Origin of the sequence: Marinomonas sp. 5E14-1 (genome assembly GCF_039939215.1) — a bacterium.
Classification (GTDB): domain Bacteria; phylum Pseudomonadota; class Gammaproteobacteria; order Pseudomonadales; family Marinomonadaceae; genus Marinomonas.
Window position 1 is genome coordinate 1 of sequence record NZ_JBDXMW010000008.1, and the last position, 14,596, is coordinate 14,596.

Sequence of the window (14,596 nt, forward strand, 5' to 3'; positions counted from 1 at the left end):
CGCTATACTCCGATGGCTCCTCGAACTGGACTCGAACCAGTGACCCAATGATTAACAGTCATTTGCTCTACCAACTGAGCTATCGAGGAATTAATTTTATCTTGTTCGCAACACACTTCCTTTAAGAAAGATGGCGGAGGAGGAGAGATTCGAACTCTCGGTAGGCTATTAACCTACGCCAGTTTTCAAGACTGGTGCATTAAACCGCTCTGCCACCCCTCCGTTGCGAGCGAGATGTATATTACTGATTTGAAATTTCAGTGCAACATTTTTTTGTAAAAAAATTAACTTTTTTCACTTATATAGCCTTGTTCAGCCGAAGTACGTATCCAAACATTGGAATACCAGTAATATTGGCGACCAGAATTATCCGGCATAGTGCAGTTAATGCGACCACGACCTGTATTAAATGCCTTGCTTGCCGTAGCAATCACTTCTGTATCAGATACCCACTCTAACGTAGCCTTACCTTGGCCAGAGATATAACACGCCAAATCTTTTAAACGATATTCACCTTGCTTAAAGGTTAAATTGATAGAAACAGGCTTGTCCGTTGCGAAGTCACCGCCAGTCTTCTCAGAGATAAGTGGCATTGGTTTTGAATTGAGCTTCGTTTTTAGAGTGGATAGCTTTGCATAAGCACCTGACGCAGGAAAACGAGGAAGGTTCTGAAAATCGGAATCCGCACTTACCACACCAGACTGTTGACCAAATCCCACAATCTCTCTCTCTTTCAACATATTGCGAAGGGTAATATTAGACTCACCATAAGGATATGCTAGCATCTTTGGTGAATGACCAAGCTCTGCAGTCAATAAATTTTCTACATAATCCACTTCATTTTCCATTCGAGACAACCAAGCCTCATCAGACTCCCCTTCTTCTTTACGCAACATATAAGGGTGGTTAATTGTATGGTTTGCGAACACGCCGCCAGCTTGCTCCATCTCTTTCATTTGTTCCCATGTCAAAGCATTGCCACGCAGCTCTTCAACAGGCTCGCTATTAATGAATACTGTAAACGGGTAATCACGTTCAGATAGAATAGGAAAGGCTCCGCTATAAATATCACGATAGGAATCATCAAAAGTAATTGCCACCGCCTTATCAGGAAGAGCTTCCCCCAACCTCAATTTGTCTAAAGCAGTACGAAGCCCCACCACTTCAAATCCAGCGCTCTCTAAATAGTTCATATGCTCGGTAAATTCAGCTTCCGTAAGAGAAGTTGATCTAGGCGTCGTAGCACTCACATGGTGATATTGGAGAATAGGCAGATAATCTTGAGCCTGCGCCAAAAGACTAGCACTCAACGCCCCCATCAAAATTCCGTAGCGAACCTTAGATAACATACCTCTTCCTCATTTGTTTAATATTTGTGTTCATTCTACTAGGCCAACCAAACCAATGACTAGAAAAGCAACATAAAGCATAATTTCGAGCTCATTCTTTACCTGTTATAACACTATATTCTCAATCTTTGAAAATTCTACTATGACGTTAAATTGCATTTAGACCAAATACGATTAAAGGAAAATAATGATGAAAACACTTACAAAACTTCATGCCGAAAGAGGCATATGGATGATTCAATCCGATCACCCTAAATGCAGTCGTCATGAGGTAATCATAAAAATAAGGAAAACTGCAATTTGTGGTACTGATATGCATATTTATCAATGGAATGACTGGGCTCAAAATACAATCCCTACCCCCATGATTATTGGACATGAATTTATTGGAGAAATCGTTCAAGTAGGCTCCGACGTTACTGAACTAAAGATTGGAGATCGAGTTTCTGGAGAAGGGCACATCACATGTAATCAATGTAGAAACTGCCGTACTGGCCACCAACATTTATGCAGAAAAACAATAGGAGTTGGCGTTAATCGAAATGGCGCTTTTGCAGAATATCTTGTCATTCCGGCTAACAATACGATTAAAATCCCCAGCAATATTAGTGATGACATAGCCGCTATTCTAGATCCTCTAGGTAATGCCGCACATGCTGCATTATCTTTTGATTTAATCGGAAAAGATATTTTAATTACAGGAGCAGGCTCGATAGGCATTATGGCTGCAGCTATAGCAAAGCATGTTGGAGCCCGCCATGTAGTAATTACAGATATCAATGACTTCCGCTTAGAACTTGCAAAGAAAATGGGAGTCACCAGAGCAGTAAACGTGACAAAAGAACCTTTAAATAGCGTCATGAATGAATTAGACATAAATGAAGGATTTGATGTAGGACTAGAAATGTCAGGGAGCAGCAATGCTTTCCACTCAATGCTGGAAGGTATAAATCATGGAGGTAAAATCGCCTTACTGGGAATTCTTGAAACAAACACCACGATTGATTGGAATCAGGTTATTTTCAAAGGCCTTACTATCAAAGGAATCTATGGGCGAGAAATGTACGAGACCTGGTACAAAATGATTTCGATGTTGCAAACTGGGTTAGATATTAGCCAAGTCATTACACACCACTTTAAAATAGATGATTTTCAAGAAGCTTTCGATACCATCATTTCAGGACAATCAGGAAAAGTCATTCTAGACTGGAATTAAATACCGCTAAGATATTGCGTCTCGTAAGCGATCGAGTTAGCGTAATTCTTTTGAACGCAAACAGAGTAACAACATGTTAGAAATTGGCACTCAGACTCACCCTCTTCCTAATCAAGATGCCCTTTATATTTTATTGCATCGAAACCAAGTTCTGGTTGAGCAAGATAATCAATTTCTAATTCCTTTTACTCACTTCCAGCCCAACGCCAATATGAACGCAGTATATTGCGGTCAATGGCATGGACAAAATATCTTCGTCTGCCGCTTTAAATCTGTTCCAAAAGGCTTTAAAGAAATGGATCTGAGGGAGCTACTTTTCCTCCAAGACCAAGACAGTTACATCCTACTCAGCAGAGCACACCAATTATCAACTTGGGATAGAGATCACCAATTCTGTGGCCGATGCGGCACCGCTATGGAAGAAAAGCATGCAAAAGAACACACTAAGATATGCCCATCATGTAACCTTCGTCACTACCCACGTATATCTCCTTGCGTAATTATTTCGATTCGAAAAGATAATCAAGTATTACTTGCCCGTGGTTTGCACGCACCAAAAGGAAAGTTCAGTAACATTGCAGGCTTTGTTGAAGCTGGCGAGACGTTGGAACAAGCTGTTGCTCGTGAAATACGAGAAGAGATTGGAATTGAAGTCAAAAATATACGTTATGCGGGTAGCCAGCCTTGGTCTTTTCCACATCAACTTATGGTTGGTTTTTTTGCCGATTACGCAAGCGGTGAAATTACTCCTGCTCCTGGCGAAATAGATGAGGCCGATTGGTATCCTATTGATAACCTACCTCATATTCCCAATAGCGTGACGATTTCGGGGCAACTCATCCTGAACCATATAAAACACATAAAAGAGCAAAGTTAGCCTCCAATTTTCCTTTAAATTTATATTACCTTAATGAGAACTATGTGAACGAGTTACTGGCATCAATAGAACAAAAAGTACGACCGCTAATAGGACAAGGTAAAGTCGCTAACTACATTCCCGCTCTGGCAAACGTTAACCCGAATCAATTCGCTATTGCGGTTTACAGTAATGATGGACAGGTTTTTCAAGCCGGCCAAGCCAGCACAAACTTCTCCATTCAAAGTATTTCCAAGGTCTTCAGCTTAGCTCTGGCAATAAAGCATAATGGCGAAGAAATGTGGCAACGAGTGGGTCGTGAGCCTTCTGGCAATCCATTTAATTCATTGGCGCAACTGGAATACGAAGCAGGCGTTCCAAGAAACCCATTCATCAACGCTGGCGCTTTGGTCATCAGCGACATGAACCAATCTCGTTTTGCCTCACCTCACTACGCCATGAGAGAGTTTATTCGACGCCTAGCGGATAACCCTAATATACGTACTGACAAAGTCGTTGCCGCCTCTGAATACGAGTTTCGAGCACGCAATGCCTCGATGGCGTATTTAATGAAAGCGTTTGGTAATTTCGATAATGACGTAGAAGCGGTATTACACAATTACTTTGATAGCTGTGCGGTGAGTATGAACTGCATCGATCTCGCCAAAGCTTTCAGCTTCTTGGCAAACAAAGGCTATTCAAAACACAACAATGAACAAGTGTTAACACCCAAAGAAACGGCCCACGTTAATAGCTTACTTGCCACCAGCGGCTTATACGACGAAGCAGGAAGCTTTGCTTATCATGTTGGCTTACCAGGAAAAAGCGGCGTGGGCGGTGGTATTATTGCCATAGTGCCAAATCGCTTCTCAGTCTGCGTTTGGTCACCAGAATTAAACAAATCAGGAAACTCCTTGGCCGGTATCGCCGCCCTTGAAGCGCTATCAGAAAGTATCGGCTGGTCTGTGTTTGGTTAAGAGAGCACGATAAATAAAAAAGGCCTCATTATGAGGCCTTTTTTATTTATCCACACTATTCAGTGATGACTTTATAACACGGTACATAGGCCGTGCCAGGGAGCTTCATACGCTGCTGGCGTACAAAAGCTTCTAAAAGTGCATCCAGTTTATCTAATAGCACCTTATCACCATGTATTTCAAATGGCCCAAACTCTTTTATGTACGCCACGCCTTGCGCCTTCACATTGCCCGCGACAATAGAAGAAAAAGCACGGCGTAAATCCGCCGCTAACAAATGCGTTTCTTGATTAAAATGCAAATTCAGCTCACGAACCTTCGCGTGCGTTGGCTCAAAAGGATGCTGAAATTCTTCGGAAATGTGCAGCTTCCAGTTGTAATAAAACGCATCCTGATGCGCTTTACGGTACTTACGCACTTCTTCCATGCCTTGTTTCATCACGCGAGCCACTTCCACTTCATCTTCAATGATAATGCGGTATTTATTCTGCGCTTCAGCACCGAGAACGTCACCAATAAAAGCGTGGATTTGCTCAAAGTAATCAGCACTTTCTTTTGGTCCAGAAAAAACCAACGGAAAAGGCACATCGGCATTTTTAGGGTGAAGCAAAATGCCCAAGATATAAAGAATCTCTTCTGCGGTACCTGCCCCACCAGGGAAAACAACAATACCATGACCCGCACGTACGAAAGCTTCAAGGCGCTTTTCAATATCTGGCATGATAACCAGTTGATTCACTATAGGATTTGGAGATTCAGCAGCAATGATACCGGGCTCTGTTAAGCCCAAATACACACCATTTTGAATACGCTGTTTAGCATGGGCAATGGCGGCGCCTTTCATTGGCCCTTTCATCGCACCGGGGCCACAACCTGTGCAAATATTTAATTCACGCAACCCCAACTCATGACCCACTTTTTTCGTGTAATCGTATTCATGACGGGCAATCGAGTGACCACCCCAGCAAACAACCATGTCTGGATTTTGAATACGACGAAATACATCCGCATTACGTAACAATTCAAAAACAACGTTGGTTAACTTGTCAGAACTGGCGTTCTTTAAACCACTTTCGAGATTGTACTCATGTTGCGTAAAAATAATGTCTCGCAACACACTAAACAACATCTCACGGACGCTGCTAATCATTTTGCCATCGACAAAAGCACTGCTTGGTGCGTTTTTTAATTGCAGCTTAACGCCACGTTCTTGCTGTATAACCTGAATATCAAAATCTTTAAACTCTTCCATGACAGCTTGTGGGTCATCAGAGTCACTACCACAATTTAAAATAGCCAAAGCACAACGATGGAATAAGTCATAAAGAGAGCCAGACTCCTCTGACAAACGGGCTATTTCATCCTGTGACAACATTTCTAACGCACCTTTTGGTGCCACTAACGCATCAACACGATCTTCTTTTTGCATGATCGTTCTCCTTAATATCATTTTATTGCTTTTATTCAATTTCGATCATTTCTTTAAGGGTTATTTTTTCTTTATACGTCATCATATTGGTTCTTGATGCCGCATTTAGCAAGTGCAAGTTTTCAAAGGCTACAAAAAAATACTTAGAACAAAATCAATTATTTAGTACGTAATTGTTGATAATAAAGCGATTTCATTTCAATTAAACGACTGAAAGTCCGACGAAACTCAAATAACAAAGTACCATTCAAATAAAGGCTATCTAAAGGCACAGCAGCGCTTAATAACAACACAACTTGATGGTCATAGCATTCGTCAACCAAACTGATAAAGCGACGCACAGCGTCGTCCTTAACTCCTAAAGAGACCGCTCGCTCCCCTGTTCGACCTGAGCCTATTGCGCCATCTTCCGTTCCTCGCGCTTTAATATGCTCAAATGGCTCACTACTCAAATCAGGAATGCCTGTCACCATAATAGTTGCATAGCGTTTTGCTAATTCAATGTAATCCAGTGCGGAACGTGGACCATCGCATAAAGCGAAAAAATCAAACCATGCAATATTCGCAGCGACGGATCTCACATTGATTTTTCGACCACAAATTTGTAATGGCAATGAAGAAATATCACCAACAGCAATGCTTTCAAACAAAGTGGTCATATCTCGCGTATTTTGCTCGAAATAAACCTCTGTCGAACCTTTATGACGTAATCTATGATCAGCTTGGCCATTAAGGTGAATGCTGTCTAAATGATTCTGTAACAAGGCAATAGGCGCTTCAAAACGCTGTTTTTCTAACTGATTTTGAAAAAGGTTCTTAATCGCAATATTAGACGTTGCGACCAACACAACACCTTCTTCAAACAAAGCTTCCATCAAACCGTTTAACAACATGGCGTCACCAATATCGGAGACAAAGAACTCATCAAAGCACAACACGCGGCATTCAGACGCTAATCGCTTAGCAATACTTTTTAGTGGATTCGCCTGCCCAAAAGACACATTCAATTCCCGATGAAGACGTGCCATAAAATGATGGAAATGCAATCTCAAACCAATAGAAGGAGGCAAACAGGAAAAGAAAAGATCCATGAGAAAGGTCTTGCCACGGCCAACATCCCCCCATAGATACACGCCTTTAATAGGTGTGGAATTTGATTCAGGGGTGGAAGACATCAAAGCCGAATACACACGACTCAACGACGCCAATGCCACTTGCTGGCTCTCATCATAAATCGCGTGATTCCGCTCTAATTGCGTTTTATATACTTTTAAAGGAGATGTCATTTGAGGTAAATTCTCTTTAGCCTCTATCGACAATTTTTTGATACGCCGATTGTTGCTCAATTTGCTTTAGATAACGCCCAATATTTGGGTAATTGGTTAGATCTACTCTTCCACCGGCGACAATGAGTGGAAAGCTCATTTGAATGTCAGCACCGCTAAGCGTGTCACCAACAAACCAAGTTCTGTCACTTAAGGTATGTTCAATAAAGCTAAGCTGAGGTTCAAGACGGGGTGCAATAAAGTTCTCTTGAATTTTTCCCATCAACATTTTCGCAATGGGTTTGATAAAAAAAGGCATTGGGTTTTCAGGCACTTTCATCAGCACAAGCTTCATCACCAACAAAGGCATGAGCGAACCTTCTGCAAAATGCAGCCAATAACGATAATCCAGAAGCGCCTGACCCGATGTTGGTCGCAAGCGATTTTCTGTATCATATTGATCCAATAAGTACTCAATAATGGCACCGGTTTCTGCGATGGTGATATCACCATCTGTAATAACAGGGGATTTCCCTAAAGGATGAATCGCTTTTAAAGATTCAGGGCCAGAAAACGTAATAGGGTCTCTTTTGTACTCAACAATCGTGTATCCCACACCCAATTCTTCAAGTAACCATAAAACACGTTGTGAGCGAGAACGCTCTAAATGATGCACTTTTATCACAACCTTGCTCCTACTCTTCCTATTATCGTACTTAAAAAGTACCTGACTTCAAACAACACACATCCGCTTTATTAAACATAAAAATCGCAAATTAATACCATGCATTATCAAACAAATACAACCCAAAAACACTTCCATATTTTTTACACCTTTTAACATCACCTTTACTCCAAATCACCGTATCTCTTCAAAAAAAGGGCTGATATAGTTCACCGCGATTTTATGAAAACCTGCTACTTTCTATTAAAAAAATAAAATCAATATCCTTGAGCTATCATAAAGATATATGAAAATAGGCACTTTGTAACTTGTTGTATATGCGTTCTTCATTAAATGTTGAGAACTGATTTCATAATGAACAGGGTTTAAAACTTCTGGTATATAAACCATAAAGAACCTGCTCTATAACCATTTCATTTCTCAAAAACGCTCTATTCACAAGCCAAAGACGACTATCTATAAATATTGCCAGAAATCGTCCTCGGCTAATGGTCGACTCTTAGCAAAACATAATGAGATAACGAAATGAATTTCAAACAATTAGAAAATGTCAGCGAAGAGCAAATGCCCGTCGCCAAACACAAACGACATGGTGTGAAACACTTTCTTGGTCTGTATGCTGGTGAGCACGTTGCTGCAACCGAATTTGTAATTGGTGCAACCTTTGTTGCATTAGGCGCAAAGACCATGGACATCTTGTTAGGTCTTTTAATTGGTAACATTCTAGCCATCTTAAGCTGGACGTTAATCACCTCGCCTATCGCCACGCAAACACGTCTAAGCCTTTACACTTACTTAGAAAAAATTGCGGGCAAATCCATGACCAAGCTCTATAACTGGGCCAATGTCATCATATTCACCGTCATATCCGCCGCCATGATTACGGTCTCCAGTACCGCGGTGCGATACGCATTCAACATTCCCGCTCAATTAGATTGGTACCCAACAAACGCCTTGTTTGTTTTGGTAGTATTAGCCGTCGGTATTGTTGTGGTGTTTGTTGCCATGTACGGTTTTAAAGCAGTCTCTGAATTCTCTAGCATTTGTGGACCTTGGTTGTTCGTTATGTTCGGTTCAGGTGCGCTTGTGATGATGCCAGCCTTAGCGGATTCCGTATTAGGCACAACCTCCCTAAGCAGCTTTGGTGACTTTATTACCATTGGTGATCAGTCCATTTGGACAGGTGTGAACGCACAGGGTGAACCGGGTATTGGCTTACTTGAAGTGATCGGTTTTGCATGGGCAGCGAACACAATTACGCACTTTGGTCTAATCGACATGGCGTTACTACGTTATGCGAAAAAGCCAATTTACGGATTAGCAACCAGCTCTGGTATGCTTTTCGGTCACTTTATCGCATGGGTTTCTGCTGGCATCATGGGTGCAGGTACAGCGGTTTTGGTTCAAAAATCCATCAGTGCATTGGATCCAGGTGATGTAGCGACACAAGCACTTGGTCTATCAGGCTTTGTGATTGTTATCATCGCAGGTTGGACAACCGCCAATGCGAACCTTTACCGTGCCGGCCTTGCTGCGCAGGCGATCTTCACCAACTACTCAAGAAAACAAACCACCCTTACTGTTGGTTTAGTCACCGTTGTTGTGGCGTGTTTCCCATTTGTATTCGGTCAAATCCTACCGCTTCTAACCTACGCAGGCTTGTTGGTGGTTCCAGTGGGCGCAATTGTATTCGCTGAGCACGTTATCTTCCCTAAAATCGGCTTCAGCCGTTACTGGGTAAGCTACAAAAAAATGACCCACAGCACGCCAGCCGTTGCTTCTTGGGGAATTGGTTTGGTTTTCGGCTTTGGTCTCAACTTCGTAAACATCATGCCTTTCTACTACTTGTTCTTGCCAACTTGGGCATTAACTATCGTTGTCTACACGCTATTAGCAAAAGCTTACGGTGCCGGTAAAGCATACCCAGCTGAGCAAGCAGAAATGGAAGAATACGACCAACTGGTTGACGCTTTCCAAGAACAGCAAGCAAAAAAAGAAACGCCAATCGTAGAAGATACGTCTTTCCTATCGAAAGCCTTATCTCTTATTTCTTGGATTAGCCTTGCGATCACATTGGCTCTCGCTTGTATCACTATGTTTGATAGCGCCGATATGACGAGCTACCTAGAAAACCGTGACGCATTTTATTTCTATGGCTTTATTTGTACTGTCGTTTACTTTGTAGCGGCTTACACAGTATTACGTCGTAAAAAAGCGTTACAAGCATAAGCCATTTTTAGGACAAACTGATGACAACTTCTATTGAACTAAACCAGAAAAGCCTTCAGTCCTTGCCAGAATCCTTCGCTCGTCCAAGCTACGAGCGAAGCAATCTAAAAGCAGGCATTGTGCACATTGGCGTGGGCGGTTTTCATCGCTCTCATGAAGCGTATTACACAGACAAGCTTTTAGCGGAAACAATGACCCAAGACTGGGGCATCTGTGGCATTGGCTTACGTGAAGCGGATCGAAAAATCGGCGATATTCTGAAACAACAAGATTATCTTTATACTCTTGTTGTGAAGCACCCTAACGGCACAATCGAAAACCGCGTCATTGGCTCCATCATCGACTTTATGTTGGCGACGGACAACCCAACCGCAGTGATTGATAAAATGGCTCATGAAGACACGAAAATTGTCTCTCTAACCATTACCGAAGGTGGCTATAACTTTAATGCGGCAACCAATGAATTCGATTTCTCGAATCCAGACGTACAGCAGGATTTAGTGAACTTAGATGCGCCTGTCACTGTATTTGGCTATTTGACGGCGGCGTTGAAAAAACGTCGTGACCAAGGCTTGCCAGCATTCACTGTGCAATCTTGCGACAACATCCAGCACAACGGCAACATGACACAAAAAATGCTGCTTGCGTTTGCTCGCAAACAAGACGCTGAATTGGCTGATTGGATCGAGCAAGAAGTGCGTTTCCCAAATGCCATGGTTGATCGTATTACGCCAGTCACTACGCCAGCCGACATGGAAACGCTACGCGCTTCTGGCGTGGAAGACGCTTGGCCAGTGGTTTGTGAACCTTTCTGCCAGTGGGTTATCGAAGACGAATTTTCAAATGGTCGTCCACAATGGGAACAAGTGGGCGCGCAATTCGTACCGGATGTTACGCCATACGAAACCATGAAAATCCGCCTACTCAATGCTGGTCATTCTGTATTGGGTTTATTGGGTTCCATTCATGGACACGACACCATCGACGGCTGTATTGCAGATCCTTTGTTTGCTACTTACCTACGTCGCTTCATGGACATCGAAGCCTCACCGGTTCTAGATCCAGTAGAAGGCATTAACTTAGATGTGTACAAAAACACGCTAATCGAACGCTTTGGCAATCCAAACGTGAAAGACAATCTGTCTCGCATCTGTTTAGAAAGCTCAGCAAAACTGCCTAAGTTCCTGATCTCTACTATCAGTGAAAACCTCGCCAACGGCGGCAGCATTCATCATGCTGCTCTCGTCATTGCCGCTTGGTGTTATTACTCTGATAAAGGCACGGACAAAAACGGTAAGGCGCTGGACATCGTAGACGAGATGAAAGCATCGCTTCATCAAGCCGCGTCTGGTACAGAAAGCGACGTATTGTCTTTCTTAACGCTGAAAGACATCTTTGGTGACTTGATCGAACAGACCGCTTTCACGGAAGAATACACTCAACAAGTGAAAGCCCTGTACGCCAACCCAGACATTGCAGTCTTAATGCAAGAAATCATCAAATAATCTCAAAACAACAGCTATTAAAAAGCCCGATAAACTCACCTGGAAATGAGTCTATCGGGCTTTTTAATCCACTAATCGGTAATGAATTTATCAACAAACTTTGTCAAAGGTATCGCTCGGCTGTAGTGGAAACCTTGCATATAATCACACCCTAAATGGCTTAACTCTTTCCCTATGCTTTGGTTTTCTACCCCTTCAGCAACCACACTGCAGTTTAAGCTTTTAGCTAAAAACAATGTGGACTTCACTATTGAGTGATTGACGGATCCAACGCTCATATCAACAATAAATGAACGATCAATTTTTATTTGATTAACGGGAAGCTCACGTAATAAAGAAAGAGAAGAAAAGCCTGTACCAAAATCATCAACACTGAACCGGAAGCCTATTTCACTTAGCTTAAGCATCATTTTCTTACCTGCATATAAGTCCTTCATCATAGCGCTTTCCGTTATCTCAAACATTAAGTGACCAGTACAAGAAGAATCTTTTTCAATAAGCTGAACCGCCAACAGATATAGAGTTTCACTTTGTAAATCTTGAGCAGATAAGTTGATATGCAAGCAGCCAGTGAAGCCACTTTTTTTCATTTCCTGTAAATCTAAAAACGATTTATTCAACACCCAAGCAGTAATTTCACCGATTAAAACGCTCTGCTCGGCAATCCCAATAAACTTATCTGGGGAGATATAACTACCATCAGCTTGAGGCCAGCGAATAAGCGCTTCTGCACCATAAATAGTGTTATCTGGATTCACAATAGGCTGATAATGCAGCTCAAACTCGTCTCCTTCTAGTGCTGCTTTTATACCCGTAGAAATAATAAGTTTTTCGCTTCCACCAGCATCAAACTCATCCTTATAAAGCACATACTTTTGATGATGCTTTTTAGATTCGTACATAGCAATATCTGCTTGCTTCTGCAGCTTATCTAATTCAGTTGCTTGGTGCGGGAATAGGCTAATACCAATACTCAGGTACACATTGATATCATAACCCATCACTTGAAAGGGTTGTTTTAAGGAATCATGAATAAGGTCCACGACATGAAGATAGTTCTTCTCTTCATTGGTATTCACGATTAAAGCGAACTCATCACCGCCCATACGGGAAACAAAGGTATCAGGAGGTAAAAGCTCTCTAAAGCGAGCAGACACAGCAATTAATAACTCATCACCATAATGATGCCCTAAAGCGTCATTCACCTGCTTAAAGTTGTTTAAATCAATCGACAATAAACTAAATGGCGTTTGGCTTTCTGCATACTCCGTCATACGCTGTAAAATATGCTTTCTATTGGGTAAATTGGTCAAACTGTCATGCAAGGCATTATGGTGTTCTATCTCAGCAATTTCTTCCAATTTAATAATGCTTCTATGACTCAATTTACTCACCATAAAAACAAACATGCCGCCACCAAATAAAATACAAGAGATTATCGAGTGAATCAGATCAGAAGCAAGCAGTTTGAACTGCAAATAAAGCACTCCAATATAACCTGCAACAAAAAGAACAATTAAAAAAAGTAGAATATTCCAGCCAAAGTCTTTACCCCTAGAACAAATCTCATAGGTCGGCTTGAGGCTTAATATCAAAGCCATAATACCCAGTAAAATCAACGTAATATAAAACCACACCATAGCATTTAAAACCTATAATCGAAGATTCTGTTCTCGGATAACACTTAATAAATGACAATTTGAAAATGGTAAACAATAACTTCTTATGAATTTTCTTCCACTTTTACACAATGCCTTTTCTTCATTATACGACACCTTGCCGTCGTTAGGAGAAATAGTGAAAGATCAATTAGGACTATGAATAAACAAAAATGGCTGGTTGCTTGAACCCTAAACACTTCCTCGGACGATTGTTTATTCGTCTCTAATGCCTTAGCTATCTCAGGGTAATAGGTCAACTCTCGGCCATTGTCCGTTATGATTGTATGTAGGTGATCTTTAAACGACATCAAGAGTTTTATGTTAGTTTGAGTCATATCTTTAGCCGACTTCGAACGCACTTCCTTTCCAATAAAGCCACAATGGAGTTCGTCCCATATTTGACTAAAATCGTGTCTATCTCCCAATCACCAAAACGTTTTTTTGTCTCTACAATGGCTAGACGCTCATCAATAGATGACCTTATTAACCTCATAACATTCGATAAAACACATTCCCCTTGAAGAGGTATTATTTAATAACTATCATTACATAATAATTATTATTAAAGTTATCCAATGGAAAAATCAAAAGCGTCTACAAAAAGCAGCACTCTATTTGTTGCCTCCTTAGAAAAAGGTTTGCGTGTATTAAAGGCCTTTGGGCAAAAGCAAGATGGCTACAACATGTCGAATCTCAGTTTAGCTGAAATTGCTGCGGCTTGTAATCTTGATAATAGCGCCGCCCAACGATTTACGAACACACTTGTTGAACTGGGCTATTTAGAAAAAAACCCTCGCACCAAACGTTATCGCCCTAGTGTTAACTTAATGGATTTGTCCTATTCCTATTTGCTTTGTGATCCTTTGGTTGAAACCGCAATGCCAATATTGATTGAGGTGAGCCGTAAGCACAATACCTCGATTAACCTTGGTGTGTTGCAAGGCTGTGACATTATTTATTCTGCTCGAATTCCCCATGAAAAAGTGCCTTATGCGGCGACGATTCCTGGGCGTCGAGTGCCGGCATTTTGCACCTCTGGAGGGATTGCCATCCTTTCTCATATGCCAGATGATTATATAGACAGTGTTTTGCACATATCAGATCAAAAAAAATACACAGATTGGACGATAACAGAAACGGAAGAAATTCGTGCACGTATTAAGCTTGCACGTTCCAATGGCTATGATTTAAGTTTCCAGCAATTAGAACCGGGGGAAATAAGTACCGCAGCGCCTATCCTTGATAGCCAAGGCATTCCTATTGCGGCCGTACAAATTCCGGTTTATATGCCAACGTGGACAGTAGAATCCGCAAGCAAAGAGATTGCTCCTATTGTCGTGGATGTGGCGAACACGATAACAAGAGCCCTTCGTTCTCACCCCAATCTGGTTTAATCAAAACGGCGCTTTTAACGCTGTTTACAA

Annotated in this window: 11 protein-coding genes, 2 tRNA genes and 1 pseudogene; 6 read left to right on the forward strand and 8 right to left on the reverse strand. The window is 41.7% G+C overall.

The annotated features are described in order from the left end of the window. Positions 1-13: 13 nt before the first annotated feature. The 3 genes from ABFY09_RS08695 to ABFY09_RS08705 all read right to left on the reverse strand — a co-directional run bounded on the left by ABFY09_RS08695 (position 14) and on the right by ABFY09_RS08705 (position 1,349). A tRNA-Asn gene (locus ABFY09_RS08695) sits at positions 14-89 on the reverse strand. Between the two features lie 42 nt (positions 90-131). Then, positions 132-222: transfer RNA gene (locus ABFY09_RS08700), tRNA-Ser, on the reverse strand. 62 nt (positions 223-284) lie between these two features. Then, positions 285-1,349 carry a polysaccharide deacetylase family protein gene (locus ABFY09_RS08705; RefSeq protein WP_347983921.1) on the reverse strand — a complete coding sequence of 355 codons (1,065 nt, stop codon included), beginning with the start codon at positions 1,347-1,349 and terminating at the stop codon, positions 285-287. A 190-nt stretch (positions 1,350-1,539) separates the two neighbouring features. Here ABFY09_RS08705 and tdh point away from each other — a divergent pair, with 190 nt between their 5' ends. The 3 genes from tdh (at position 1,540) to glsB (ending at position 4,398) form a co-directional block, all read left to right on the forward strand. After that, entirely contained in the window at positions 1,540-2,565 is a 1,026-nt protein-coding gene (tdh, locus tag ABFY09_RS08710) for an L-threonine 3-dehydrogenase (protein ID WP_347984108.1), read from the forward strand. A 73-nt stretch (positions 2,566-2,638) separates the two neighbouring features. Beyond that, positions 2,639-3,442 carry an NAD(+) diphosphatase gene (nudC, locus tag ABFY09_RS08715; RefSeq protein ID WP_347983922.1) on the forward strand — a complete coding sequence of 268 codons (804 nt, stop codon included), beginning with the start codon at positions 2,639-2,641 and terminating at the stop codon, positions 3,440-3,442. A 44-nt stretch (positions 3,443-3,486) separates the two neighbouring features. Next, positions 3,487-4,398, forward strand: a complete 912-nt coding sequence (gene glsB, locus ABFY09_RS08720) for a glutaminase B (protein WP_347983923.1) — start codon at positions 3,487-3,489, stop codon at positions 4,396-4,398. 55 nt (positions 4,399-4,453) lie between these two features. On the opposite strand, the gene ppnN is transcribed toward glsB, so the two are convergent. From ppnN to ABFY09_RS08735, 3 genes are all read right to left on the reverse strand, one after another. Continuing rightward, positions 4,454-5,827 (reverse strand): nucleotide 5'-monophosphate nucleosidase PpnN, encoded by a 1,374-nt coding sequence (gene ppnN / locus ABFY09_RS08725; RefSeq protein ID WP_347983924.1) that lies wholly within the window; start codon positions 5,825-5,827, stop codon positions 4,454-4,456. A 158-nt stretch (positions 5,828-5,985) separates the two neighbouring features. After that, on the reverse strand, positions 5,986-7,113 hold the full coding sequence (gene zapE / locus ABFY09_RS08730) for a cell division protein ZapE (RefSeq protein ID WP_347983925.1): 1,128 nt from the start codon (positions 7,111-7,113) through the stop codon (positions 5,986-5,988). A gap of 16 nt (positions 7,114-7,129) precedes the next feature. Next, a complete protein-coding gene (locus tag ABFY09_RS08735) occupies positions 7,130-7,777 on the reverse strand; it encodes a glutathione S-transferase (RefSeq protein ID WP_347983926.1) in 648 nt (215 codons plus the stop codon). A gap of 525 nt (positions 7,778-8,302) precedes the next feature. On the opposite strand from ABFY09_RS08735, the gene ABFY09_RS08740 reads away from it, so the two are divergent. After that, entirely contained in the window at positions 8,303-10,006 is a 1,704-nt protein-coding gene (locus tag ABFY09_RS08740) for a hypothetical protein (RefSeq protein ID WP_347983927.1), read from the forward strand. 20 nt (positions 10,007-10,026) lie between these two features. Continuing rightward, complete coding sequence (locus ABFY09_RS08745; protein WP_347983928.1) at positions 10,027-11,511, forward strand: mannitol dehydrogenase family protein; 1,485 nt, start codon at positions 10,027-10,029, stop codon at positions 11,509-11,511. Positions 11,512-11,582: 71 nt separating this feature from the next. On the opposite strand, the gene ABFY09_RS08750 is transcribed toward ABFY09_RS08745, so the two are convergent. Beyond that, positions 11,583-13,151, reverse strand: coding sequence for an EAL domain-containing protein (locus ABFY09_RS08750; protein ID WP_347983929.1), 1,569 nt, complete (start codon positions 13,149-13,151; stop codon positions 11,583-11,585). Positions 13,152-13,326: 175 nt separating this feature from the next. Beyond that, positions 13,327-13,647, reverse strand: a pseudogene (locus ABFY09_RS08755) (IS30 family transposase); the annotation flags it as partial. Between the two features lie 100 nt (positions 13,648-13,747). Between ABFY09_RS08755 and ABFY09_RS08760 the strand changes: the two are divergent. After that, a complete protein-coding gene (locus tag ABFY09_RS08760; protein ID WP_347983930.1) occupies positions 13,748-14,566 on the forward strand; it encodes an IclR family transcriptional regulator C-terminal domain-containing protein in 819 nt (272 codons plus the stop codon). The last annotated feature ends 30 nt before the right edge of the window (positions 14,567-14,596 follow it).